Below are 24,366 nucleotides of genomic sequence, written 5' to 3'. Positions count from 1 at the left end.
GGCCGTCATCGCGGCGATGAGAACATTTAAGGATCAACATCGCCGCGCGGGCGCGCTATAGCGCCTGCGATGCTGACCGCGCTGTCCATTCGCGATGTGGTGCTGATCGAGGCGCTTGACCTCGAATTCGGGGCCGGGCTCGACGTGCTGACCGGGGAGACCGGTGCGGGCAAGTCGATCCTGCTCGATGCCCTGGGGCTAGCGCTGGGGGGACGTGGCGAGTCGGGGCTTGTGCGCCACGGCGCGGCGCAGGCCATCGTCACCGCGACCTTCGATCCGCCCGTCGGCGCACTCGGCGCCTTGCTGGAAGAGAATGGCGTCGAGGTGGAGCCGGGCGAGCCCTTGCTCGTCCGACGCATCGTCAAGGCCGATGGCGGCAGCCGCGCGCTCGTCAACAATCAGCCCGCAGGCGTCGCGCTGCTGCGTGAGATGGCGCCGATGCTGGTCGAGATCCACGGCCAGCACGACGATCGCGGGCTACTCAATCCACGCGGGCATCGCGCGCTGCTCGATGCGTTCGGACGCGTCGATCCGGGCGATACCGCACGCGCTTGGGCAAGTTTGCGAGACGCGCAGGCAAAGCTCGCCGCGGCGCAGGCCGAGATCGAGACGGCCGCGCGTGATCGCGAATGGCTGGAGCATGCGGTGGGAGAACTCAGCGCCCTGGCCGCCGAACCGGGCGAAGAGGAAGCGCTCGCCGACAAGCGGCGCGGCATGCAGCGCGCCGAAAAGATCGCGGACGAACTGGCCGCCATCGACGACTATCTGGAAGGATCGAACGGCGGCCTAGCGCAGCTGCGCCAGGCAGCGCGGGTGCTGGAACGCATTGCCGAGGATCATCCCGCGCTCGGCGAAGCGCTGGCGGCGATCGATCGCGCGGTGATCGAGGCGGCCGCTGCCGAGGAACAGCTGGTCGAGGCGCGCCGTGCCCTCGCCTTCGACCCACGGGCGCTGGAAGAGGATGAGGCCCGCCTGTTCGAACTGCGCGGTATGGCGCGCAAGCATCGCGTCCAGCCCGACGATCTCGCCACGCTGACCGAGGATTTGCGCGGCCGCCTGGAGCGGCTGGAAGCCGGCGAGGATGGGATCGCGCTGCTGGAAGCGATCGTCGCTGCCGCCCGCGCCGATTACGACGCCGCCGCCGACATCCTGTCGCAACGCCGCCATGCCGCGGCCGAGCGGCTGGACGCGGCGGTCGCGGGCGAGCTTGCGCCGTTGAAGCTCGACGCCGCACGCTTCCGCACGACCGTGGTGTCGGTCGGGGCCGACGGTTGGTCCGCGCACGGCAAGGATCGTGTCGAATTCGAAATCGCGACCAATCCCGGCGCGCCCTTCGCCCCGCTCGCCAAGATCGCCAGCGGTGGCGAGCTGTCGCGCTTCATCCTGGCGCTGAAGGTCGCGCTGGCCGAGGAAGGCGGCGCGGCCACGATGATCTTCGACGAGATCGATCGCGGCGTCGGCGGTGCGGTGGCGAGCGCGATCGGCGAACGCCTCGCGCGACTGGCCGAACACACGCAGCTGCTGGTGGTGACGCACTCGCCCCAGGTCGCGGCGCGCGGTGCCGAGCATCTGCTGATCGCCAAGAGCCACGACGGCACCGTCACCCGCACCGGCGTTCGCGTGCTGGACGAGGCCGAACGACGTGAAGAAATCGCGCGGATGCTGTCCGGCGCGACCGTCACCGACGAAGCGCGCGCACAGGCCGATCGCCTGTTGGAGACGGCCTGACCCTCCCCTCCCTCATCGGAGGGGAAACGTCAGATCGCGCCGGTGCCGCCGTTCGCGCCAAAGGCGCTGCCGGTGGTGAAGCTGTTCCCCGCCTCGGCCAGCGCAACGTACAGCCCTGCTAGTTCCGCTGGCTGACCCGCGCGGCCCAAGGGCGTATCCTGCCCGAATTCGCCCATCTTGCCGGGCAGCTGGCCGCCCGCCACCTGTAGCGGCGTCCACACCGGACCCGGCGCGACCATGTTCACGCGGATGCCCTTCGGCCCCAGCTGTTTCGCCAATCCCTTGGTGAAGACCAGGATCGCCGCCTTCGTCGTGGCATAATCGAGCAGCTCTTCGCCTGGATTGACCGAATTGACCGACCCTGTGTTGATGATCGCCGCACCCCGCGGCATCAGCGGGATTGCCGCCTTGCACAGGTGGAACATCGCATAGACGTTGGTCTTCATCGTCCGGTCGAACTGTTCGGTGCTGATCTCCGCGATCGACGCCTTCGACTGCTGGTACGCCGCATTGTTGACCAGGATATCCAGCCCGCCCAGCTCGCGGTTGGCGCGCGCAATCAGGTCACGACAGAATTTCTCGTCCGTGAGGTCGCCGGGGATCAGCACCACCTTGCGTCCTTCGGCCCGCAGCAGCTTGGCGACGTCCTGCGCATCGGGCTCTTCGGTCGGATAGTAATTGAGCGCGACATCGGCGCCTTCGCGCGCAAAGGCGATTACCGCGGCGCGGCCGATGCCAGAATCACCGCCCGTGACCAGCGCCTTGCGCCCGGCGAGCCGCCCAGAGCCGCGATAGCTACGCTCACCGCTGTCGGGCACCGGCTTCATGTCGCGTTGCAGCGCCGGCCATTTCTGGCGCTGTTCGGGAAACGGCTGGCTGGTGTAGCGCGTCTGCGGATCGCTGAGCGCCGGCGCGCCTTGCGCGAAGGCCGGGGCCGCAGCGGCGGCGACGCCCGCGACGGCGGCGCCCTTGAACAGATCGTGGCGATTGGTCTGATCGGTCATGATGCGGCCTTCGATGGCGGATGGATGAAGACGCAATCGCCGGGGGCCGTGGTTGGTTCATCGGCGGCGAAAATTCATGCGGCGGATCAAGCATCTACCGCCGTCGATCGGGTCTATTCCACTCCCCGCTTGCCCGACCGCCTTTCTCTCCCCTAGTCCGCAGCCATGACCGACCTGCCGCAGACGCCGCTCGATGCCGCCGCCGAACTGGAGGCGCTCGCCGCGCAGATCGCGCACCATAACAGCCTCTACCATACGCATGATGCGCCCGAGATATCGGACGCCGAATATGACGCGCTGGTCCGCCGCAACAGCGCGATCGAGGCGGCCTTCCCCGACCTGATCCGCGCCGATTCGCCCAGCCGCAAGGTCGGCGCCGCCCCCGCCGCCCATCTGGCCAAGGTGCCGCACGCCCGGCCGATGACCAGCCTGGACAATGCCTTTACCGATGAGGAGGTCGAGGAGTTCGTCGCCCGCGTCCGCCGCTATCTGAAGCTGTCCGAGGACGAACCCGTCACCTTGACCGCCGAGCCCAAGATCGACGGCTTGTCCTGTTCGCTGCGCTATGTCGACCAGCGGCTGGTCCAGGCGTTGACCCGCGGTGACGGCGCCATCGGCGAGGACGTGACCGAGAATGTCCGCACCATCGCCGACATACCCCAGACCCTGCCCGCCGACGCGCCGAACGTGTTCGAGGTGCGCGGCGAGGTTTATATGAGCAAGGCCGATTTCGCCGCGCTCAACACCCGGCTGGCGCAGGAAGCAGCCGAGACGGGCAAGGAGGCCCGCCAGTTCGCCAATCCGCGCAACGCCGCCGCCGGTTCGCTGCGCCAGAAGAACCCGGCCATCACCGCCGGGCGTCCCTTGTGCTTCCTGTCGCATGGCTGGGGCGAGGCAAGCGATGTGCCGGTCGACACCCAGTTCGACATGGTCGAGGCGTGGCGCCGCTGGGGCTTTCCCATCGCCGACGCCTTTGCCCGCGTGCCCGATGCGGCGGCGGCGCTGGCCATCTATCGCACCATCGAGGCGCAGCGCGCCGATCTGCCCTTCGATATCGACGGCGTGGTCTATAAGGTCGATCGGCTCGACTGGCAGGCCCGGCTCGGCATTGTCGGGCGCACGCCGCGCTGGGCGATCGCGCACAAATTCCCGGCCGAGCGCGCCCAGACCACGCTGGAGAAGATCGATATCCAGGTCGGCCGCACCGGTGCGCTGACCCCCGTGGCGCGGCTGGAGCCGGTGACGGTGGGCGGCGTCGTCGTCACGAACGCCACGCTGCACAATGCCGACGAGATCGAGCGACTGGGCGTCCGCCCCGGCGACCGCGTGGGCCTGCAACGCGCCGGCGACGTCATTCCGCAGATCGTCGAGAATTTGACCCGCGAGACGCCGCGCGAGCCCTTCGTCTTCCCCGACCACTGCCCAGAATGCGGCAGCTTAGCGACTCGCGAGGAGGGCGAGGTCGTCATCCGCTGCACCGGCGGCCTGATCTGCCCGGCGCAGCGCGTGGAACGCCTGATCCACTTCGTCTCGCGCCACGCCTTCGACATCACCGGGCTGGGCCTGGTGCGGGTCGAGGAGTTCTTCCGCGACGGCCTGATCGCCTCGCCCGCCGACATCTTCCGCCTGCACCAGCACCGCGAGGCGCTGATCCAGCGCGAGCGCATGTCCGAGCTGGTGGTCGACAAGCTGCTCGCCGCGATCGATGCGCGGCGTGACATATCGCTCGACCGCTTCCTGTTCGCGCTGGGCATCCGCCATGTCGGCGAGATCACCGCGCGCGACCTGGCCCGTCGCTTCGTGTCGATGGCGGGCTTTCGCGCGATGATCGACGCCGCGCTCCAGGTGCGCGCCGACACCGTCCCCGCGCTGGGCGAGCCCGACCGCAAGTTCGAGCTTCGCCGCCAGCGCGCGATCGTCGCGGCGATCGACACGCCCCAGATCGGCCCCGAGGTCGCCGACGCGCTGCTCGACTTCTTTGCCGAGGCGCATAACCGCGAGGTCGTCGACGACCTGCTCAGCGAGGTCACGCCCGCCGACGTCGTGTGGGAAACCCGCGCCTCGCAGGTCAGCGGCAAGATCGTCGTCTTCACCGGCAAGCTCGAAACGCTGAGTCGCGACGAAGCCAAGGCGCAGGCCGAGGCGCTGGGCGCGCGCGTGTCGGGGTCCGTGTCCGCCAAGACAGACCTCGTGGTGGCCGGAGCCGATGCGGGGTCGAAGCTCAAGAAGGCGACGGACCTGGGCGTCACGGTCATCACCGAAGCGCAATGGGCTGGAATCGTTGCCGAAACGGCCGCATGACGAACCGGGGGCGTTGCCTTTTTGCAACGCAGCGGGACGAAGCGACGCGGGTCATCATCGCTGCCCTTTGATTGTCACAAACTCGCAATATTGATCTCACATGGGCCGCGGCAACGGCAAAAAACACGAGCCGCGAATCCAAGAGCACCATGCTCAAAGGGGACAAGATCAGATGCGTATGACTTTCGCTTGCGGCGTTGCCTTCGCCGCGCTCATGCTGCCGGGCGCCGCCTTCGCGCAGTCGACCGGTTCGGTCGAGGCTGAGGAAGGTGACATCGTCGTTACCGGCAATCGCGGGCCTGTGACCATCAACGGTGTCCAGATCCCGGATTCGCCCAAGGCGCGCGCGGTCATTACGCAGGAATTGATCGAGCGTCGGTCGCCTGGCCAGACCATTCTTGACACGCTGAACCTGGTTCCCGGCGTCAGCTTTACCAACTCGGATGCGTACGGCTCGTCGGGTGGCCAAATTCGTATCCGTGGCTTCGACGGCAACCGTATCGCGCTGACGTTCGACGGTATTCCGCTGAATGACTCGGGTAACTACGCTATCTACTCTAACCAGCAGTTGGACCCGGAGCTGATCGATCAGGTCAACGTGAACTTCGGTTCAACCGACGTCGACTCGCCGACTGCGGCGGCGTCTGGCGGCACCATCAATTATCGATCGCTGACCCCGTCGGACAAGATGGGTGCGACCGCTGTGTACTCGCACGGCACGAACAACATGAACCGTGCGTTCGTTCTGCTCAACACCGGCGAGCTTACGAAATTCGGCACCAAGATGTGGCTGTCCGCGTCGACGCAGAAGTACGACCAGTTCCGCGGACCAGGCGACATTTACAAGCAGCAATACAACGGGAAGATTTACCAGCCGATCGGCGATCGCGGTGATTTCATCTCGATTGCTGCGCACTACAATCAGAACCGCAGCTATTTCTATTCGAACCCCACGCTGGCCAACATCCGCACGGTCACGGGTGGTACGCTGATCCCCACGACCGGCTTCTCTACGGCCAATCCTTATACGCTCGACCTGAACCGTCAGCAGTTTGATTCCGTATTTGACGATACGTCGTCGGCGTACCTTTACGATTACACCTGCACTCGTCCGGCCGCTGCTGGCGGAGCGGGATCGCAGACCGATCGCAACGGTTGCAACAACGTCTACACGACGGCCTTCAACCCTTCGAACACCGGCAACATTCGCCTGAATTCGCGATATACGCTGTCGGACAAGCTGCTGTTCACGTTCGACGGTGCCTATTCTTGGACCCGCGCGAACGGTGGCGGCTCGACGCTGCTCGCTGAGCGCGACGCAAATGCCTCCAGTGCCAACGGCGTATACACCCAGCAATATGCACAGGCTTCGGGTCGCCTCGGAGCGGGCATCGCTCCCGGTGTCGACCTGAACGGTGACGGCGATACGCTGGATTTCGTTCGCGTATACTTCCCGTCGAACACCCGCACGCAGCGCTTTACCGCGATCGCCGGTCTGCGTTATCAGATCAATGACGATAACCTCGTGCGAATTGCCTATACGTGGGACCGCGCACGCCATCGCCAGACCGGCGAAGCCAGCCAGCTCACGGCATCGGGGCGCCCCCAATCGCCGTTCAGCGCTCTCGATGGTGCTACGCCGATCCTAGATGCGGCCGGGAACGTTTTCCAGAAGCGCAATCGTCTGTCGTATGCGATCCTTCACCAAATCTCGGGCGAATACCGCGGTCAATTCTTCGACGACACGTTCAAGGTTACGCTGGGCGTTCGCGCCCCCTTCTTCCGGCGTAATCTGAACAATTATTGCTACACTATCGCGGGCAACTCGAACGACGCCTACTGCACCTCGCAGACTGCGGCGCAGGTAGCAGCGTTCGACGCCGCCAACACCAACGTGTCGCTTGGCGCCCCGTACACGAACCGCATCAAGACCTATAATGCGGTGCTGCCGAACGTCGGATTCACGTATAGCTTTACGCCGGCGGTCAATATGTTCGGCAGCTATTCCAAGGGCGTTTCGGTTCCGCGTACCGATAACCTCTATGGTTTCGACGACGTATCGATCAGTCCGGTGGCGGCTGTGAAGCCTGAAAAGACGGACTCGTTCGATCTCGGCTTGCGCTACACCAGCCGCCTTATCCAGGCGCAGGTCGGCGGCTGGTACATTAAGTATCAGAACCGGATCATCTCTTCGACCGTCTTGCTCGAGGGCGGTGGCACGCTCAGCGTCGATCGCAACGTCGGCGCGGTGAAGAGCCATGGTGTCGACGCCAGCCTCGCGTTCCGTCCGACCCGCTACCTCGACCTGTACGCCTTCGGCTCCTATACGATCGCCCGGCTGCAGCAGGATGCCACCGATCCGCTGAGCGGTCGTGTGCTTGTGCCGACTGCGGGCAAGTTCGTCGTTGAAACGCCGAAGTGGCAGTATGGCGGCCGTGCTCAGTTGAACCTTAACCCGATCACGCTTGGTGTGACGGCTAAGCACACGGGCGATCGCTGGGTCACAGACATCAACGATCTGAAGTCGTCGGGCTATACCCTTGTCGACGTCGACGCGCGGCTGTCGCTCGCATCGATGGGCCTGGAGCGTACGTTCCTCCAGCTGAACGTCAGCAACATTCTGAAGGAGCGTTACTTCGGCAACCTGTCGACTGTGACCAACGCTTTCCCCTACACGGTGGGCAACACGACTACTTCGGCAGGCAGCCCGCGCTTCACGTTCGGTGCGCCGCGCACGTTCATCGGCTCGATCCACTTCCAGTTCTGATCGACCTGACCGACACGGTCTGACGGACAGGGCCGTCGCTCCATCATCGGAGCGGCGGCCCTTCTGTTTTGCACGGCGGTGCGCACGCGTGTAGAGACGCCGCCTATATGGCGACCCTTCCCGCCCCCACCCGCCCGGCGCTCAACGTGCGCCCCTTCTTCGAGAACAAGAGCCGCGCCTTCTGGACGCTGCAGGCGGTCGGCTGGACCGGCTATCTGCTGCTGCGCGGCGCGTCGACGCTCACCAACCTGTCGCTCGACACGATCATCCCGGTGATCGTCGAGGCGATCGTCGGCTATTGCGTCACGCTGCTGCTCTCGACCTTCTACGGCTATTTCCGGCGCTTGCCGCGGGTCAGTGGGCTGATCCTGACGATCCTCGCCTTCGTGGTCGCGACGATCTTCTCGACCTTCGTCGATGCCTTCACCTGGTCGCTGATCCAGAACGGTCAGCCGGGCGTCACGCTGCCGCGCATGGTCGTCGCCTTCTACGTCGCCTTCACCGCGCTGTTCGGCTGGTCGGCGCTGTACTTCGGCATCAACTTCTACCTGATCGTCGAGGATCAGATCGACCAGATGCAGCATCTGGAAAGTCAGGCGTCGTCGGCGCAGCTGGCGATGCTGCGCTATCAGCTCAACCCGCACTTCCTGTTCAACACGCTCAATTCGATCTCGACGTTGGTACTGCTCAAGCAGACCGAGCGGGCCAATGCGATGCTGAGCCGGCTGTCGTCCTTCCTGCGCTACACGCTGGCCAACGAACCGACCGCGCACGTCACCGTGCTGCAAGAGGTCGAGACGCTGAAGCTGTATCTCGAGATCGAAAAGATGCGGTTCGAGGATCGCCTGCGCCCGGTGTTCGACGTCGATCCGCGCGCCGAACGCGCCCGCCTGCCCTCGCTACTGCTGCAACCCTTGGTCGAGAACGCGATCAAATATGCGGTCAGCACGCAGGAGCAGGGGGCCGAAATCTGCATCCGCGCGCGGCTCGCCGGGGATCGCGTGCAGATCGGCGTATCCGACACGGGGCCGGGTTTGCAGGAGGGGCGTGCGATGCCAAGCCTTTCAACCGGCGTGGGTCTCCCCAATATTAGGGAGCGGCTGGTCCAGGCCTATGGCCCGGATCACCGTTTTGAGACGCGTACCGCGCCGGCTGGCGGGTTTTCGGTGGAGATCGAAATCCCCTTCCAGCTCGACGATGTGAGTAGAGAGGCCGCATGACGATCAGAACCATCCTGGTGGACGACGAACCGCTCGCGATCCAGGGATTGGAGCTCCGGCTCCAGGCGCATGAAGACATCGAGATCATCGAAAAGTGCTCGAACGGGCGCGAGGCGATCCGGGCAATCAAGACGCATAAGCCCGACCTCGTCTTCCTCGACATCCAGATGCCCGGCTTCGATGGCTTTTCGGTGGTGCAGGGCCTGATGGAGGTCGAGCCGCCGCTGTTCGTGTTCGTCACCGCCTATAGCGACCATGCGCTGCGGGCGTTCGAAGCGCAGGCGGTCGATTATCTGATGAAGCCGGTCGAGGAATCGCGTCTTGCCGACACGATCGAACGGGTGCGGCAAAGGCTGAGCGAGAAGCGCGGCGTCGAGGAGGTGGAGAAGCTGAAGGAGGTGCTCGCCGAGCATGCGCCCGAGGCGGCCGCCGATATCGCGGACGCAGGCGACCTGTCCGCCAATCGCTACGAGAAGCTGATCAACATCAAGGATCAGGGCCAGATCTTCCGCGTCGACGTCGACACGATCGAGCGGATCGACGCGGCGGGCGATTACATGGTGATCTACACCGGCGACCGTAACCTGATCCTGCGCGAGACGATGAAGGATCTGGAAAAACGGCTCGATCCGCGCCGCTTCCAGCGCGTGCATCGCTCGACGATCGTCAATCTGGACCTCGTCAAACAGGTGAAGCCGCACACCAACGGCGAATGTTTCCTGGTGCTCGATTCGGGCGCCAGCGTGAAGGTCAGCCGCAGCTATCGCGACGTCGTGGCGCGCTTCGTTCACTGACGAAAGCGGGGGGCGGCCGGTGCCGCCCCCGATCGATCTTATAAAGCGCGGCGACCGGTGAAGAGCTGGATCAGGCCGACGATGATCGCGATGACCAGCAGGATGTGGATCAGACCGCCGGCGATGTGGAGCGAGAAGCCCAGCAGCCACAGGATCAGCAGGATTACGGCGATCGTCCACAACATGATTGGCATCCCTCTCTTCGCCAGGCCCAGCGCCCGGCGTCAGCAACAAAACGTTACGCAGGCGATACCGGTTCCTTCATGGCCGAAGAGTGATTGTTTGTGAGGCGCTTACGACGCGCGGTCAGCGGATCGAGGCCGTCTCTGCCCGTGGCCTGATCCACGCCAGCGCCTCGGCATGGATGCCCGGCGCGGCGACCATCACGCCGAAGGCGGTCGGATCGGGCTTATTGTAGCGGAGCGGCCCACCCAGCGCGTCGCTTACCCCCGCACCCGCCTCTACCGCGATCACCGCCGCGGCCGCGATGTCCCATTCGTTGCCCCAGCGCAGCGTCGCGACGAGATCGGCCTCGTCCGCCGCCACCATCGCCATCCGCAGCGCGATGGAGTTGGGCTTGTGGACGATCGTTAGATGACGATCGATCTTCGGCAGCGCATCGGTGGGCACACGCGCACCAGACAAAACGGATCGCGTACCGGCGTGCAGCGCCACACCGTTGCGCCACGCCCCCTGTCCGCGCGTCGCGGTCCAGCGTTCGCGGCGTGCCGGTGCATCGAGCACCCCCAGCACCACCTCGCCGTTGCGCACCAGCGCGACCGAGACCGCCCAGCCTTCGCGTCCGCGAATATAATCGCGGGTCCCGTCGATCGGATCGACAACCCACACCGCCTCGCGCGCCAGCCGGTCGGTATTGTCCACCGTCTCCTCCGACAGCCAGCCGGCGTCAGGCAGCAGCCCCTCCAGGCGCGCACGCAACATACGATCGACATCGAGGTCCACCTCGCACACCGGGCTGCCCGGCGTTTTCTCCCAGCGGCGGAAGTCGGTCCGCCAGCGGGCAAGCGCCATCTGCCCCGCCTCGTGCGCGATCTGGGCGACGGCCGCCGTCAGGTTGAACGCCGGATCAGCCACTCGCGATCGTCATCCCGTCGATCCGCAGCGTCGGCACGTTGATGCCATAGCGGAATTCGAGGTCGCTCGCAGGCGTCAGGTTGAGGAACATATCCTTCAAATTACCCGCAATCGTAAATTCGGCGACCGGCCCGGCGATCGCCCCGTCGACGATGCGGAAGCCGGACGCGCCCCGGCTGTAATCGCCCGTAACGGAGTTCACGCCCTGGCCGATCAGCTCCGTGATATAGACGCCATCGGAAATGTCGCCGATCAGCGTTTCGACCGGGATCACGCCGGCCTGCATGTACAGATTGCTGGGCGAGACGCCGGGCGAACCGCCGACGCCGCGGGCGGCATGGCCGGTCGGCTCCAGCCCAAGCTGTCGCGCCGATCCGCTGTCCAGCAGCCAGGTTTCCAGCATACCGTCCGCGATGATCGCGGTCGGCGATACCGGAAGCCCTTCACCGTCGAAGGGGCGCGACCGCAGCCCGTGCGGGCGATGCGGATCGTCGCAGATGGTGACGCCGTCGGCGAACACGCGCGTCCCCAGCGCGTCGAGCAGAAAGCTGGTCCGCCGTGCGATCGCCTGGCCTGCAATCGCGCCGGTGAGATGGCCGAGCAGTGACGAGCCAACGCGCGGATCGAGCACGACCGGCATCGCACCACTGGCGAGGCGGCCGGGGTTGATCCGGGCGACCGCGCGCTCCCCGGCGCGCCGGCCGATCGCCTTGGGCGTCTCGAGATGCGCCCGCTTGCGCGCCGCGTGATGGGCGTAATCGCGCTGCATGCCGCTCGCGACGTCACCCGCCAGCACGCTCGCGGACAGGCTGTAGGTGGTCGTGGCATAGGCGCCGGCAAAGCCGTGGCTGGTCGCCAGACCCCAGACGGACCGTGACGCGGCCGCGCCGCCACCCTCACTATTGCTGACGCCCGCGACGCTGCGTGCCGCATCCTCGGCCTCCTCGGCCCAGGCCCGCAAATCCGCTGGCGAAATGTCGCCGCCATCGTCGAGATCGAGCAGCGGCGGCGCCCCGTGCATCAGCCGCTCCTGCGGCGCGAGGCCCGCCCAACGATCCTCCGGCGCCTCGCGCGCCATCGCCACCGCACGCTCCACCAGCGCGCCCAGCGCGTCGGCGGACAGGTCGGACGTCGAGACGCTCGCCGAGCGCTGGCCGACGAAAACCCGCAGCCCCAGCTCTTCGCTTTCCGACCGACCCAGATCCTCCAATGCGCCGAGCCGCACGCCGACGTCGGTCGAGGCATCTGCGGCGAAGACCGCGTCCGCGGCATCCGCCCCCGCCCGAACGGCGCGGGAAACGATATCGGCGGCGCGGTCACGCGCTTGGTCGGGAGTCAGCATCGCCCCCAATTAGGGGCGGGGCGGGCGCGATGCTAGGCCCGACGGCGGCTCAGGCGGTCGATCCGACAACGAGACAGGCGAGGAACATCAGCAACCCGGCAAAACGGTTGCTGCGAAAGCGGGCCAAGGCATTGCCGCCATCGTCCGGCACCAGCGTCGTGACCTGCCAGCCGAGATGCAGCGCGACCGGCACCAACGCGACCAATGCGAGCGGATCGGCATGCACCAGCCAAATCGCCCCCGCCCAGCACAGCACCGCCAGCAGGTAGAAGCCAGCCGTCCCCGATCGCACCCGCGCCCCCATCCGCAGGGCCGACGAGCGCACGCCGATCAGCGCATCGTCCTCGCGATCCTGCAGCGCATAGATCGTGTCATAGCCGATCACCCAGGCGATACACCCCGCGTAGAGCAGCCACAGCGGCGCCGACAGCGCACCCGCCACCTCCGCCCAGCCGACCAGCGCCGCCCAGGAAAACACGAGGCCCAGCCACGCCTGCGGCCACCAGGTGATCCGCTTCATGAAAGGATAGGCCGCCACGGGCGCCAGGCTCGCCAGCGCGACGATCTTCGCCAGCGTGCCGAGCTGGAGCAGCACCACCAGCCCGACCAGACACAGTGCGACCAGCCACACCCAGGCGAGCCGCACCGACACCAGTCCGCTCGGGATCGGCCGCGCCCGCGTGCGCGCCACCTGCGCGTCGAGGTCGCGATCGACGATGTCGTTGTACACGCAGCCCGCACCGCGCATCGCGATACTGCCAGCAAGGAACCACAACAGCAGCGGCCAGCGCGCGATCCCGCCCCCGGCAAGCGCAATCGCCCACGCGCCCGGCCAGAACAACAGCCACCAGCCGATCGGCCGGTCGAGCCGGGCCAGCAGCGCCAGTCCCCGCGCGCGGGGCGGCAGGCGGCCGACCAGACCGCGATGTTCGCTGTCGGGGACGATATCGGTGGGGGGATGCGCGGCCATGATCCGCCTTTGCCGCGTGACTCCGCCCGCGGGCAAGGCCGTTCCCGGGCTTTTGCCTCGCTATCGCCGCGAAGATGCGGCAGATCGTCCGCGATGGACGCCACCCGCCCCTCCTGCCCCCGTCGGAACGACCGATGATCGGCCTGTCCGTCGCGGTCGGGCGCTTCGTCGAGGCGCTGTTCTGGGCGATCCTGCGCGTTGCAGGCGTGGTGACCGTCGTCGTCGTGGCGATCGCGGTGGCCGCGCTGCTCGTCGCGATCGTCGCCCGCAAAATCTGGGCGCGGCAGAAGCGCCTGAAGGCCCCATCCGAGCATCGACCATGACCGCCACGCCCGCCTGGCCGCCACAATCCACCCCGCGCCTGTTCGTCGAGCAGCCCCTCGCGCCCGGTCCGCTGCGGATCGACGGGCCGGCGGCGCATTATCTGCTGTCGGTGATGCGGATCGCGCCGGGCGATCCGGTGAAGCTGTTCGACGATGTTACCGGGGAATGGTTGGCGACCGCAGTGCAGGTCGGGCGCCGCGATCTGACCGTCGACGTGTCGACACGTTTGCGCGAGCGGGAGCCGGTGCCCGACCTGTGGCTGTGCGCCGCGCCGCTGAAGAAAGGCCGGATCGACTGGCTCGCCGAAAAGGCCTGCGAGCTTGGGGTCGATCGGTTGGTCCCCGTCGTCACCGCGCGCACGATCGTCGACAAGCTGAAGACCGATCGCCTGCGCGCGCACACGATCGAGGCGGCGGAGCAATGCGCCCGCACCGCTTTGCCGGCGGTCGACGAGCCCGTGAAGCTCGCCGCCTTGCTGCGCGACTGGCCCGCGGAGCGCACTTTGTTCTTCGCGGACGAAGCGGGCGGCGATCCTGCCGTCGCGGCGATGCGGGCGCATCCCGGCCCGGGCGCGATCCTGATCGGGCCGGAAGGCGGTTTCACCGATGCCGAGCGCGCGATGATACGCGAACATTCTCAAGCGATTGGCATCAGCCTGGGGCCACGTATCCTGCGCGCCGACACGGCCGCGGCCGCCGCGGTCGCATTATGGATGGCGGCTGCGGGCGACTGGTAGCAAAGCTTGCTGGCGTCGCTGTTCATCCCCGCGTAAGGGCGCGCCATGACGACCAAGACCGTTATCGCCGAGGGCTCACCCCTCATCGAGTCGCGCGAGCAGCTGATCGCGAGTTTCGCCCGCGGGGAAAAGCCGCGCGAACGGTGGCGGATCGGCACCGAACATGAGAAGTTCGTCTACAGCACGACCGACCATCACGCGCCGAGTTGGGGCGAACCCGGCGGCATCCGCGCACTCCTGACAGAGCTTCAGCAATATGGCTGGCAACCCGTTGAGGAAGGCGGAAACCTTATCGCCCTTACCGGATCGGACGGCAGCGTCAGCCTGGAACCGGCCGGTCAGTTCGAACTGTCGGGCGCACCGCTCGACAACCTGCACCAGACCTGCGCCGAAACCGGCCGTCACCTCGATCAGGTGAAGGCCGCGGGCGAAAAGCTCGGCATCGGCTTCCTCGGCCTCGGCATGTGGCCCGACAAGACGCGCGATCAACTGCCGATCATGCCCAAGGGCCGCTACGCGATCATGCTGCGCCACATGCCGCGCGTCGGCAGCATGGGCCTCGACATGATGCTGCGCACCTGCACGATCCAGGTGAACCTCGACTATGCGTCGGAAGCCGACATGGCGAAGAAGTTCCGCGTCGGGCTGGCCCTCCAGCCGCTCGCGACCGCGCTGTTCGCCAATTCGCCCTTCACCGATGGCAAGCCCAACGGCTTCCTGTCGTATCGCAGCCATATCTGGTCGGATACCGATCCCGCCCGCACCGGCATGTTGCCCTTCGTGTTCGAAGACGGCTTCGGGTACGAACGCTACGCCGACTATATGCTCGATGTGCCGATGTACTTCGTCTACCGCGACGGTCGCTACATCGATGCCGCCGGCCTGTCGTTCCGCGACTTCCTGAAGGGCGAGCTCAGCGTTCTGCCCGGCGAAAAGCCGACGCTGGACGATTGGAACGATCATCTGTCCACCGCCTTCCCAGAAGTGCGGCTGAAGACCTTCCTCGAAATGCGTGGGGCCGATGGCGGTCCTTGGGGCCGCATCTGCGCCCTGCCCGCCTTCTGGGTCGGCCTGCTCTACGACGATGCCGCGCTCGATGCGGCGTGGGACGTGGTGAAGGGCTGGAGCCTCACCGAACGGCAGGCGCTGCGCGATGCGGTGCCGCGGATGGCGCTTGATGCGCCGCTGCCGGGCGGCGGACGGCTGGCCGATATCGCCGGCACCGTGCTCGACATCGCCCACGCCGGCCTCGCCGCGCGCGCGCGTATCAACGGCATCGGCGAAAACGAAACCGGCTTCCTCGATCCGCTCCGCGAAGTCGTCCGGAGCGGCAAGGTGCCCGCGCAGGTGCTGCTCGATCGCTACAACGGCGCCTGGGCAGGCGACCTGTCCCGCGTGTACGATGAGGCAAGCTTCTAAAGCGGATCGACTGACCATTCCTCCCCCGCCAGGGGGAGGTGGCGCCGCGCAGCGGTGACGGAGGGGGAGGTAAGTGACACATCGGTTGTGTATCCTCCCCCTCCGTCATGCCTACAGCATGCCCCCTGGCGGCGGAGCAATTGTTACGCCCGTTGAATGTCGATCCGCCCCCTTCGTCATGCCTACCGCCCCAACGCGACCCGTGCGACGCGCTCCAGTTCCGGATCGAGCGGCGGCGGCGTCATATCCACCGCGGCCGCGAGCCGGTCGGCGACCTCCGTCAGCGCGTGGATGCGCGCCGCTTTCTTGTCGTTGCCGTTGATCACCGTCCAGGGCGCGCCGCCCGTGTCGGTGCGGGCGAACATGTCGTGCATCGCGGCGAGATACTCCTCGCGTTTGGCGCGGTTGCGATAATCCTCCAGCCCCGTCTTCCACCGCTTCCACGGATCGTCCAGCCGCGCTTCCAGCCGTTTGTCCTGTTCCTTCTGCGACACATGGACGAACAGCTTCACCAGCGTCGTGCCGCCCTCGGCCAGCTCCGCCTCGAACGCGTTGATCGCGTCGTAGCCCGCACGCCATTCGGCCTCGCTGGCAAAGCCCTCGACCCGCTCGACCAGCACACGGCCATACCAGCTGCGGTCGAACACGATGATATTGCCCGGCTTGGGCAGGCGAGTCTGGAAGCGCCACAGGAAATCATGCGCCTTTTCCTCCGCACTCGGCGCGGCGATCGGATAGACCTCGTAATAGCGCGGGTCCCATTCCGCGGTCAGCCGCTGGATGATGCCGCCCTTGCCCGCCGCGTCCCAGCCCTCCAGCATCACGACCGCACGGCGGCCATGGACGATATGGGCGACGAGGATATGCTCTAGCCGCTCCTGCAGCGGGGCGAGGTCGCGCTTGTAATGGCCCTTATAGGCCTGCTTCTTGTCGTAATCGCGCAGGTCGATCATGCGTCGGTCCGTCCTTTCGCTCCTAACCCTCATCAGGAACGTGAACGCTCCAGTCGCCGCGACGACGCAGGACGAACCAGTAATAGGCCGCGGACGCGACGATCTGCGCGCCCGTCATCAGCAGGCCGGGCCGCCCCTCGCTCGCGTCCTGCCAGCTCGTCCACACAACATAGGCGAGCGCAACCAGCGTCACGACCGGGGCCAGCGGATACAGCGGCATCCGATAGCGGGCATGGGACGTCGCCCCGGTCCGCCGCCCGACCATCGCGGCGATCGCGATGCCGGCGTAGATCGCGACGAGGCCGGTCCCGCTCAGCACCAGCAACAGCGTCAGCGGCAGGAAGCAACAGGCGACGCCCACCCCGCCGACGATCAGCGTGCCGACCCAAGGCGACCCGAAGCGCGGGTGAATGCGCGTCATCCACAGATCGATCGGCCGCCCCCAGCTGCCGTCGCGCGCGGTGCCGTAGAAGAAGCGCGAACAGGCCAGGATGCAGGCGATGATCGCGTTGACGATCGCGATGACGACGCCGATCGCGGTCGCGTCCGCCACCCAGCCGTTACCGCGCAACCGCGCGATCAGCCCGAACGGGTCGCTGGCCGTGGTCAGCGCATGCAGGTCGGGCGCGCCCATCAGCACCGCGATCGTCGGGACGATCTCGAACAGCAACGTCAGGACGAGGCTCGCCAGGATCGCGCGCGCAATCAGCCGCGACGGCTCCTTCATCTCCTCGCCGAAATAGACCGCCGCGCCATAGCCATTGAGCGCGAAGATCGCGATCGAGGTGGCAAGGCCGATCCCCGCGGCCGATGCCGGCACCATCGCGCTGCCGTCCGGCATCACCGGCGCGGTCAGCAGCACGGCGAACGGCCGCACCACGTCCGACCAGCCGAGCGCGGTGACGACGAGCAGTGCCAGCACTTCGCCCGCCAGAAACAGGCCGGTGATCCAGGCATTTACGCGGATCTGCAGCAGCGCGATCAGCGTCGATGCCGCGACGACCACGATCGCGACCGGCACCGTCGGCAGGCCCGGATAGACGGTGGACAGAACCGCACTGATCCCCAGCGCCGCGGCGGGCGGAAAGAACAGATTGTTGAAGACGTTGACGCCCAGCATCACGAATCCGGACAGCGGCCCCAGCGTCTTGGCGACGGCGACATATTCGCCGCCTGCGACGGGCCAGGCGCTCGACAGTTCGGCATAGACGAAGGCCGTCGCGACACAGACGATCCCCGCCAGGATCAGCGCCCAGATCGTCCCCGTTCCCGCCACCTGCAACATGCCCGGAATGATGACGAACACCGACGAAGCCGGCGTCGCCACCGACAAGGTGAGGAACAGGACACCCATGACACCGAGACTGCGAACGAGCGGGGCCGGCCGTGCCGGAAGCAACTGATCGTCTAACATGACCCCCCACGTCTAACCCCGGGGGCCTAGTGACATGGTTAACGGAGCGAGGGAAGCGACGGAATTGCGCGGCTTGCTACTCGTATTGGGTTTTGTAGGCGTGGTAGGGCGGTGCATCACCTGAAGAGGACGATGATCCATGCCCTATGAAAGTCCCTGGCAGCAGCAGCGCCGATCGAGCGTGGCGGACGAGATCGACTATGAGATCAAGGGCCAGGAATTGCAGTTCCTTGAGATCGAGCTCGACCCCGGCGAAAGCGCGGTCGCAGAGGCGGGCGCGATGGTGTGGAAGGACGCCAGCATCGCGATGACCACCGTGTTCGGCGACGGCAGCGGCGCGAGCGGTGGCGGCTTCATGGGCAAGCTGCTCGGCGCGGGGAAGCGACTGGTCACGGGCGAAAGCCTGTTCACCACGGTCTTCACGCATGAGGGGTACGGCAAGGCGCGCGTCGCCTTCGCCTCGCCGACGCCGGGTTCGATCGTGCCGCTGCGCCTGTCGGACCTGGGTGGGCAGCTGATCTGCCAGAAAGACGCGTTCCTCGCCGCCGCGAAGGGCGTGCAACTCGGCATCTATTTCCAGCGGCGGGTCATGACCGGGCTGTTCGGCGGCGAAGGCTTCGTGATGCAGTCGTTGACCGGCGATGGCTGGGTGTTCGTCCAGATGGGCGGCACCGTCGTCGAGCGGACGCTGGCGCCGGGCGAGGAATTGCACGTCGATACCGGCTGCCTCGCCGCGATGACGCCGTCGGTGGAGTTCGACCTCGTCACGGTCGGCGGCGTGCGCAGCGCATTGTTCGGCGGCGAGGGCCTGTTCTTCGCGCGGCTGCGCGGACCGGGCACAGTCTGGATTCAGTCGCTCCCCTTCTCGCGCCTTGCGGGCCGCATGATGGCGGCGGCGAACGGCGGTGGCCAGAACCGCGGCGAAGGATCGGTGCTGGGCGGGCTCGGCGATTGGGTCGGCGGCAACGATTAAGCGGACCTGCATCCGACGCCCCAAAATTCCTCCCCCGCCAGGGGGAGGTGGCATGCCGCAGGCATGACGGAGGGGGCGGACACGAAACCGATGTGTCGCTGACCTCCCCCTCCGTCACCGCTGCGCGGCGCCACCTCCCCCTGGCGGGGGAGGAATTTTCGTTTGTCTTCCGCCGACCTCGACAACGCTCGAGCCGCCGCCGCCGGTAGACCAGTTGTGCGAAACTTACCCCGCGCTCGGCGCCACCGCCTTGTCGACGTTGACCGTCGGCTGCGGCGGGGTTGCCTGACGGATCGACAGCTCGCGCAGCTGCTGCACAGACGCGGGCGACGGCGCCCCCATCAGCAGGTCCTCGGCGCGCTGGTTCATCGGGAACAGCGACACCTCGCGCAGATTCTGCGCGCCGCAGACCAGCATGACGATCCGGTCGACACCGGCGGCCATGCCACCGTGCGGCGGCGCGCCATATTGGAACGCGCGATAGAGGCCGCCGAAGCGCTCCTCCACGTCCGCCTTGCTCAGGCCGACCAGCTCGAACGCCTTCACCATCAGCTCCGGCGACTGATTTCGGATCGAACCCGACGCGATCTCATAGCCGTTGCAGACGAGGTCGTACTGATACGCCTTGATCGTCAGCGGGTCCTGATTCTCCAGCGCGTCCATGCCGCCCTGCGGCATCGAGAACGGGTTGTGCGCGAACTCGACCTTCTTCGCGTCCTCATCATATTCGTAGAACGGGAAGTCGACGATCCAGCACAGGCGGAACGCGCCCTGCTCGATCAGCCCAAGCTGGTCCGCCACGCGCGTGCGTGCGGCACCGGCGAGCTTCGCCGCCGCCTCCGCCTTGCCCGCCGCGAAGAACAGGCCGTCATCCGGCCCCAGTCCGAGCGCGGCATAGATCGCCTCCATGCCTTCGGTGCCATGGTTCTTCGCGATCGGCCCACCGAACTCGCCGCCCTTGCGGGTGACGTAACCCAGGCCCGCATGGCCCTCGGCACGCGCCCATTCGTTCATCTCGTCGAAGAACTTGCGGCTCTTGTCGGCGGTGCCCGGCGCCGGGATCGCGCGGACGACACCGCCACCGGCGACGATCTTCTCGAACAGGCCAAAGCCGCTCTGCGTGAAATGCGCCGACACGTCGGTGATGATCAGCGGGTTGCGCAGATCGGGCTTGTCGCTGCCGTACTTCAGCATCGCTTCGTCGTGCGGAATGCGCGGGAACTGGCCCGACGGCGTTACGCTCTTCCCGTCGGCGAAGGATTCGAAGATGCCGCCGATCACCGGCTCCATCGTCTCCCACACCTCTTCCTGCGTCACGAAGCTCATTTCCAGGTCGAGCTGGTAGAACTCGCCCGGCAGGCGGTCGGCGCGCGGGTCTTCGTCGCGGAAGCAGGGCGCGATCTGGAAATAGCGGTCGAAGCCCGCCACCATCAGCAGCTGCTTATACTGCTGCGGCGCCTGCGGCAGCGCGTAGAACTTGCCCGGATGGATGCGGCTCGGCACCAGAAAGTCGCGCGCGCCCTCCGGCGACGAGGCGGTGAGGATCGGCGTCGAATATTCGGTGAAGCCCACGCCTTCCATCCGGCGGCGCATTTCGGAAATCACCTTGGTCCGGCGCACGATATTGGCGTGCAGCGTCTCGCGGCGCAGGTCGAGGAAGCGATAGCGTAGGCGGATGTCCTCAGGATATTCCTGCTCGCCGGCGACCGGCATCGGCAACTCGTCAGCCGCCGACAGCACCGTCGCGCCGCGCGCGAACACCTCGATCTCCCCGGTCGCGAGGTTGGCGTTCACCGTGCCGGCCGAGCGCGCCTTGACGCTGCCGTCGATCGTCACGACCGATTCGACGCGCACCTGCTCCAGGATGGCGAGCGCGGGCGAATCGCTGTCGGCGACGATCTGGGTGATGCCGTAATGGTCGCGCAGGTCGACGAACAGGACGCCGCCATGGTCACGCTTGCGATGCACCCAGCCTGACAGGCGAACGGTATCGCCGACGTTGCTCGCGGAGAGCGCGGCGCAGGTGTGGGTACGATAGGCGTGCATGATCGTGTCTTCTTCTGTCGTCACCCCGGCCTCGAGCCGGGGTCCCGCTTGCTCGCTACGGAGAAGAAGCAGGACCCCGGCTCGAGGCCGGGGTGACGGGGATGGATGACGGAGCGCATCTTCACCCATCCCCTATTTGTCAACCCGCGCGGGCGGTCTATGGAGCGTCGGATGCATATCCACCCGTTGATTACCGATAGCGCGACGCTCGCCAATCTCTGCCATCGCCTCGCCCAGGCCGACTTCATCACGGTCGACACCGAGTTCATGCGTGAGAGCACCTATTACCCCGAGCTGTGCCTGATCCAGATCGCCGACGTGAACGAGGCTGCCGCGATCGACCCGATGGCGCCGGGGCTCGACATGACGCCGCTGCTCGATCTGCTCGTGAACAACGAGGACGTGCTGAAGGTCGTCCATGCCGGCGGGCAGGATATCGAGATCATCTACAATCTGACCGGCAAGACGCCCCACCCGCTGTTCGACACGCAGGTTGCGGCGATGGCGCTGGGTCAGGGCGAACAGATCGGCTATTCGAACCTCGTCGACAGCTGGCTCGGCATCCAGGTCGACAAGGGCGCGCGCTTCACCGATTGGGCGCGCCGGCCGCTCGATGCGCGCCAGATCGAATATGCGATCGGCGACGTCACGCACCTCGCGCGGATCTTCCCCAAGATGCTGGAACGGCTCCGCAAGACCGGTCGCGGTGTCTGGCTCGACCAGGAAATGGAGCGGCTCGCCGATCCCGCCAATTACGCCAACGACCCCGATCAGGCGTGGAAGCGCGTGCGCATCTCGGGCCGCAAGCCCGACGTGCTGGGCCGGCTGAAGGCTCTCGCCCGCTGGCGCGAGCTGGAGGCGCAGGGCAAGGACCTGCCGCGCGGTCGCATCGTGAAGGACGAGACGCTGGGCGACCTCGCCGGCCATCCGCCGCGGCGGCAGGCGGACCTCGCCAAGGTGCGTGGTCTGTCGGCGACCTGGGCGTCGAACGATATCGGCGGCCGGCTGATGGCGGCGTTGGAGAGCGCGGCGCCACTGTCCGCGGACGAACTGCCCCCGCGCGACGATCGCAAACCGGGGCTGGGCAAGGACGGCGCGCTGGTCGCCGATCTGCTGAAGCTGCTGCTCAAGATTCGCGCGCGCGACATCGACGTCGCCTCGCGCCTGCTGGCCCGATCCGATGAGCTGGAGGCGCTCGCCGCCGGCACCCGCACCGGCCTGCCGATGTTGGAAGGCTGGCGATTCGACCAATTCGGTCGCGATGCGTTGGATCTTGTCGAAGGGCGACTGGGTTTTGCCGTACAGGGCGGCAAGCTCACGATGACGCGGACGGAGGAAGCGGGATGACGACACGGGTCTGGACGCTGGCGGCGCTGCTGCCGATCGGTCTTTCCGGCTGCATGACGATGGCGCCCCCGCCACCGCCCGCCGGCCCGTGCGTCGTGACCGAAGAAGCGCGCATCCGCTATGCCGGCGTCAAGTTCCGCGAGCGCATGCGCGATGCCATCGAATATGAAACCCACTCGCGCATTTCCCGCGTGCTGCGCCCCGGCGATGCCGCGACGATGGATTTCCGGCCCGACCGCCTGAACATCCTGCTCGACGACATGAACGAGATCAGCGGCCTGAAATGCGGCTAAACCAATAACGGCTAACTCAAAGTCCTCCCCCGCCAGGGGGAGGTGGCATGCCGCAGGCATGACGGAGGGGGAGGCAAGGGCAGCGCGTCGTTAGCAGAAACGCCCCCTGCGCCATCGCCCCCCGACCCACCCCCGCCGTCACCCGCTCCAGTGAACCACCGACTTCCGCCCCAGCGCCGCGGCCAGCGCCGCATGCCGCCGCTCCACCGTTTCGGCATATAGCGCGCGATCCGCATCCTGCAGCGCCAGCGTCACCTGCCCGGCATCGATCGACAGCGCGGATCGCTGCAATGGCCCCGCCAGCCCTCCGCTGAACCGCTGCCCCAGCCGGATCGCAAGGCCCCAGCGAATCGCACAGGCGATCTGCGCATCCCCCGCCAGCCCGCCAAGCAGCGGGTGCGGCGTCGTGCTGCCGCCCAGGCTGGTATGCAGCGCCTGCGCCAGCATCGCGCGTTCGGACGCCTCGATCGCCACCCAATTGCCGTGGAGCGCGATCTCGAAGCCGCGCTCGTCGCGAAATTCGGGATTCGCACGCCACCCCACGTCGGCCAGCAGGCAGGCGGCATGGCGAATACGCGCCAGATGCGGCGGATCGGCGGCGAACAGCGGCGCGATCCAGTCGCTCAGCAGATCGCCATGTTCGGGAAAGCGTCCCAGCAGCCGCCCTTCTTCGCGCGCGGCGACGATCAGCGGATCGAGGCTGCGGGTCTGGCGGTCGAGCGCACCGTACAACAGCCCCTCGCGCAGGCCGAAGCTCGATGCCACCGCGCTGGACGATCCCAGTTCGCGCAGCACGATGCCGAGCAAGGCGGTGGCATCACCAAGCTGCGACGCCCGGCCTGCGGACATGCCGGGAATTTCGCGTAGCCGCTGCTTGGACATGTGCGCGATGCTGCGGCCGAGGCGTGCGACCGTCTCCGGCGCCAGCGCATAGCCATGGATGATCGGCAGCGGGAAATGCGTCAGGCTCATGTCGAGCCGCGCCAGCGCGCGCCACGATCCGCCGACCATGTACAGCGGCAGGCCCCTGCCCCGCCCGTTCCACCCAGCATCGCGGATCAGTTTCGACACATGGCGGTCCAGCCCCGGGCGGCTGCCCCGCCGCAGCGCCGCGATGCGCAGCACGCCGAGCGGGAACGAGATGCGATCGGTGACGGTGCCCGCCACTACCCGCACCAGCTCCAGACTACCGCCGCCCAGATCGCCGACGATCCCGTCCGCATCGGGGATGGCGGACAGGACGCCCAGGCCCGCCGCATTCGCCTCCTGTTCGCCGCTCAGCAGCTCGACCTCCAGGCCAAGGTCACGCGCGGCGGCGATAAAGTCCCCGCCGTTCGACGCGTCGCGCACCGCTGCGGTCGCCACGGTACGCACCGTCGCCTCCATCTCGCGCGCCACCGCCGCGAATCGCCACAGCGCCCCGATCGCGAGGCTCATGCTGTCGGCGTCGATCGCCCCCGTCGCGGCCAGGCTGCGGCCGAGACCCGCCATCACCTTTTCGTTGAACAATGTCGCCGGCACACGCGGGTGCCCCTGATACACGACCAGCCGAACCGAGTTCGATCCGATGTCGATGATGCCGGTACGGGGAAAGGCGCGGCTCATGGGCGCGCGAACCCGTCGCCCCAATCCTCCGCCAC

Annotated in this window: 20 protein-coding genes; 11 read left to right on the top strand and 9 right to left on the bottom strand. The window is 66.9% G+C overall.

Annotation, left to right across the window (positions count from 1 at the left end; genetic code table 11):
* Positions 1–69: 69 nt before the first annotated feature.
* Positions 70–1,728: a DNA repair protein RecN gene (gene recN, locus A7E77_RS14830; protein ID WP_063689165.1), complete on the top strand. Its 1,659-nt coding sequence runs from the start codon at positions 70–72 to the stop codon at positions 1,726–1,728.
* Positions 1,729–1,757: 29 nt separating this feature from the next.
* On the opposite strand, the gene A7E77_RS14825 is transcribed toward recN, so the two are convergent.
* Complete coding sequence (locus A7E77_RS14825) at positions 1,758–2,732, bottom strand: SDR family oxidoreductase (RefSeq protein WP_063689162.1); 975 nt, start codon at positions 2,730–2,732, stop codon at positions 1,758–1,760.
* A gap of 165 nt (positions 2,733–2,897) precedes the next feature.
* Here A7E77_RS14825 and ligA point away from each other — a divergent pair, with 165 nt between their 5' ends.
* The 4 genes from ligA to A7E77_RS14805 all read left to right on the top strand — a co-directional run bounded on the left by ligA (position 2,898) and on the right by A7E77_RS14805 (position 9,814).
* Complete coding sequence (gene ligA, locus A7E77_RS14820) at positions 2,898–5,033, top strand: NAD-dependent DNA ligase LigA (protein ID WP_063689159.1); 2,136 nt, start codon at positions 2,898–2,900, stop codon at positions 5,031–5,033.
* A gap of 100 nt (positions 5,034–5,133) precedes the next feature.
* Complete coding sequence (locus A7E77_RS14815; protein WP_226341771.1) at positions 5,134–7,800, top strand: TonB-dependent receptor; 2,667 nt, start codon at positions 5,134–5,136, stop codon at positions 7,798–7,800.
* A gap of 107 nt (positions 7,801–7,907) precedes the next feature.
* On the top strand, positions 7,908–9,020 hold the full coding sequence (locus A7E77_RS14810; protein WP_018250763.1) for a sensor histidine kinase: 1,113 nt from the start codon (positions 7,908–7,910) through the stop codon (positions 9,018–9,020).
* Entirely contained in the window at positions 9,017–9,814 is a 798-nt protein-coding gene (locus A7E77_RS14805) for a LytR/AlgR family response regulator transcription factor (RefSeq protein ID WP_017978776.1), read from the top strand. Before A7E77_RS14810 ends, A7E77_RS14805 begins: the two co-directional genes overlap by 4 nt.
* 38 nt (positions 9,815–9,852) lie before the next feature.
* On the opposite strand, the gene A7E77_RS17790 is transcribed toward A7E77_RS14805, so the two are convergent.
* The 4 genes from A7E77_RS17790 to ubiA form a co-directional block, all read right to left on the bottom strand.
* The gene (locus A7E77_RS17790) at positions 9,853–9,999 is read right to left on the bottom strand and encodes a lmo0937 family membrane protein (RefSeq protein ID WP_017978775.1); all 147 of its coding nucleotides are present in this window, start codon (positions 9,997–9,999) and stop codon (positions 9,853–9,855) included.
* A gap of 121 nt (positions 10,000–10,120) precedes the next feature.
* Entirely contained in the window at positions 10,121–10,909 is a 789-nt protein-coding gene (locus tag A7E77_RS14800; protein ID WP_063689153.1) for a 3'(2'),5'-bisphosphate nucleotidase CysQ, read from the bottom strand.
* Positions 10,902–12,251 (bottom strand): TldD/PmbA family protein, encoded by a 1,350-nt coding sequence (locus tag A7E77_RS14795; protein ID WP_063689150.1) that lies wholly within the window; start codon positions 12,249–12,251, stop codon positions 10,902–10,904. Before A7E77_RS14795 ends, A7E77_RS14800 begins: the two co-directional genes overlap by 8 nt.
* Positions 12,252–12,300: 49 nt before the next feature.
* The gene (gene ubiA, locus A7E77_RS14790; RefSeq protein ID WP_063689148.1) at positions 12,301–13,221 is read right to left on the bottom strand and encodes a 4-hydroxybenzoate octaprenyltransferase; all 921 of its coding nucleotides are present in this window, start codon (positions 13,219–13,221) and stop codon (positions 12,301–12,303) included.
* 74 nt (positions 13,222–13,295) lie between these two features.
* Between ubiA and A7E77_RS14785 the strand changes: the two genes are divergently transcribed.
* The 3 genes from A7E77_RS14785 to A7E77_RS14775 are packed head-to-tail and all read left to right on the top strand — an operon-like array spanning position 13,296 to position 15,700.
* Positions 13,296–13,544, top strand: coding sequence for a hypothetical protein (locus A7E77_RS14785; RefSeq protein WP_063689145.1), 249 nt, complete (start codon positions 13,296–13,298; stop codon positions 13,542–13,544).
* Positions 13,541–14,281 (top strand): 16S rRNA (uracil(1498)-N(3))-methyltransferase, encoded by a 741-nt coding sequence (locus A7E77_RS14780; RefSeq protein ID WP_063689143.1) that lies wholly within the window; start codon positions 13,541–13,543, stop codon positions 14,279–14,281. Before A7E77_RS14785 ends, A7E77_RS14780 begins: the two co-directional genes overlap by 4 nt.
* A 45-nt stretch (positions 14,282–14,326) precedes the next feature.
* Complete coding sequence (locus tag A7E77_RS14775; RefSeq protein WP_063689141.1) at positions 14,327–15,700, top strand: glutamate--cysteine ligase; 1,374 nt, start codon at positions 14,327–14,329, stop codon at positions 15,698–15,700.
* A 182-nt stretch (positions 15,701–15,882) separates the two neighbouring features.
* Here the strand turns inward: A7E77_RS14775 and A7E77_RS14770 are convergent, their stop codons facing one another.
* Positions 15,883–16,653 (bottom strand): polyphosphate kinase 2 family protein, encoded by a 771-nt coding sequence (locus tag A7E77_RS14770; protein ID WP_063689139.1) that lies wholly within the window; start codon positions 16,651–16,653, stop codon positions 15,883–15,885.
* Positions 16,654–16,675: 22 nt separating this feature from the next.
* Positions 16,676–18,007: an APC family permease gene (locus A7E77_RS14765; protein WP_063689134.1), complete on the bottom strand. Its 1,332-nt coding sequence runs from the start codon at positions 18,005–18,007 to the stop codon at positions 16,676–16,678.
* Between the two features lie 199 nt (positions 18,008–18,206).
* Between A7E77_RS14765 and A7E77_RS14760 the strand changes: the two genes are divergently transcribed.
* On the top strand, positions 18,207–19,040 hold the full coding sequence (locus A7E77_RS14760; RefSeq protein WP_063689133.1) for a TIGR00266 family protein: 834 nt from the start codon (positions 18,207–18,209) through the stop codon (positions 19,038–19,040).
* 225 nt (positions 19,041–19,265) lie between these two features.
* Here A7E77_RS14760 and aspS read toward each other — a convergent pair whose 3' ends face one another.
* Positions 19,266–21,086: an aspartate--tRNA ligase gene (gene aspS, locus A7E77_RS14755; RefSeq protein ID WP_063689131.1), complete on the bottom strand. Its 1,821-nt coding sequence runs from the start codon at positions 21,084–21,086 to the stop codon at positions 19,266–19,268.
* Between the two features lie 171 nt (positions 21,087–21,257).
* Between aspS and rnd the strand changes: the two genes are divergently transcribed.
* Together rnd and A7E77_RS14745 are read left to right on the top strand one after the other, a co-directional pair.
* Entirely contained in the window at positions 21,258–22,433 is a 1,176-nt protein-coding gene (gene rnd / locus A7E77_RS14750; RefSeq protein ID WP_043059378.1) for a ribonuclease D, read from the top strand.
* Positions 22,430–22,726, top strand: a complete 297-nt coding sequence (locus A7E77_RS14745) for an I78 family peptidase inhibitor (protein ID WP_043059379.1) — start codon at positions 22,430–22,432, stop codon at positions 22,724–22,726. Before rnd ends, A7E77_RS14745 begins: the two co-directional genes overlap by 4 nt.
* A 138-nt stretch (positions 22,727–22,864) precedes the next feature.
* Here the strand turns inward: A7E77_RS14745 and A7E77_RS14740 are convergent, their stop codons facing one another.
* The gene (locus A7E77_RS14740; RefSeq protein ID WP_063689130.1) at positions 22,865–24,331 is read right to left on the bottom strand and encodes a Ppx/GppA phosphatase family protein; all 1,467 of its coding nucleotides are present in this window, start codon (positions 24,329–24,331) and stop codon (positions 22,865–22,867) included.
* Positions 24,332–24,366: the final 35 nt, after the last annotated feature.

The sequence above is a fragment of the Sphingomonas sp. NIC1 genome (assembly GCF_001638925.1).
GTDB classification, from domain to species: Bacteria; Pseudomonadota; Alphaproteobacteria; order Sphingomonadales; family Sphingomonadaceae; genus Sphingomonas; species Sphingomonas aquatilis.
This window is presented reverse-complemented; position numbering and strand designations above follow the sequence as displayed.

Coding starts and splice junctions, on each gene's coding strand:
- recN (WP_063689165.1), top strand. CDS start 70: ATGCTGACCGCGCTGTCCATTCGCGATGTGGTGCTGATCGAGGCGCTT.
- A7E77_RS14825 (WP_063689162.1), bottom strand. CDS start 2,732: ATGACCGATCAGACCAATCGCCACGATCTGTTCAAGGGCGCCGCCGTC.
- ligA (WP_063689159.1), top strand. CDS start 2,898: ATGACCGACCTGCCGCAGACGCCGCTCGATGCCGCCGCCGAACTGGAG.
- A7E77_RS14815 (WP_226341771.1), top strand. CDS start 5,134: ATGGGCCGCGGCAACGGCAAAAAACACGAGCCGCGAATCCAAGAGCAC.
- A7E77_RS14810 (WP_018250763.1), top strand. CDS start 7,908: ATGGCGACCCTTCCCGCCCCCACCCGCCCGGCGCTCAACGTGCGCCCC.
- A7E77_RS14805 (WP_017978776.1), top strand. CDS start 9,017: ATGACGATCAGAACCATCCTGGTGGACGACGAACCGCTCGCGATCCAG.
- A7E77_RS17790 (WP_017978775.1), bottom strand. CDS start 9,999: ATGTTGTGGACGATCGCCGTAATCCTGCTGATCCTGTGGCTGCTGGGC.
- A7E77_RS14795 (WP_063689150.1), bottom strand. CDS start 12,251: ATGCTGACTCCCGACCAAGCGCGTGACCGCGCCGCCGATATCGTTTCC.
- ubiA (WP_063689148.1), bottom strand. CDS start 13,221: ATGGCCGCGCATCCCCCCACCGATATCGTCCCCGACAGCGAACATCGC.
- A7E77_RS14785 (WP_063689145.1), top strand. CDS start 13,296: ATGCGGCAGATCGTCCGCGATGGACGCCACCCGCCCCTCCTGCCCCCG.
- A7E77_RS14780 (WP_063689143.1), top strand. CDS start 13,541: ATGACCGCCACGCCCGCCTGGCCGCCACAATCCACCCCGCGCCTGTTC.
- A7E77_RS14775 (WP_063689141.1), top strand. CDS start 14,327: ATGACGACCAAGACCGTTATCGCCGAGGGCTCACCCCTCATCGAGTCG.
- A7E77_RS14770 (WP_063689139.1), bottom strand. CDS start 16,653: ATGATCGACCTGCGCGATTACGACAAGAAGCAGGCCTATAAGGGCCAT.
- A7E77_RS14765 (WP_063689134.1), bottom strand. CDS start 18,007: ATGGGTGTCCTGTTCCTCACCTTGTCGGTGGCGACGCCGGCTTCGTCG.
- A7E77_RS14760 (WP_063689133.1), top strand. CDS start 18,207: ATGCCCTATGAAAGTCCCTGGCAGCAGCAGCGCCGATCGAGCGTGGCG.
- aspS (WP_063689131.1), bottom strand. CDS start 21,086: ATGCACGCCTATCGTACCCACACCTGCGCCGCGCTCTCCGCGAGCAAC.
- rnd (WP_043059378.1), top strand. CDS start 21,258: ATGCATATCCACCCGTTGATTACCGATAGCGCGACGCTCGCCAATCTC.
- A7E77_RS14745 (WP_043059379.1), top strand. CDS start 22,430: ATGACGACACGGGTCTGGACGCTGGCGGCGCTGCTGCCGATCGGTCTT.
- A7E77_RS14740 (WP_063689130.1), bottom strand. CDS start 24,331: ATGAGCCGCGCCTTTCCCCGTACCGGCATCATCGACATCGGATCGAAC.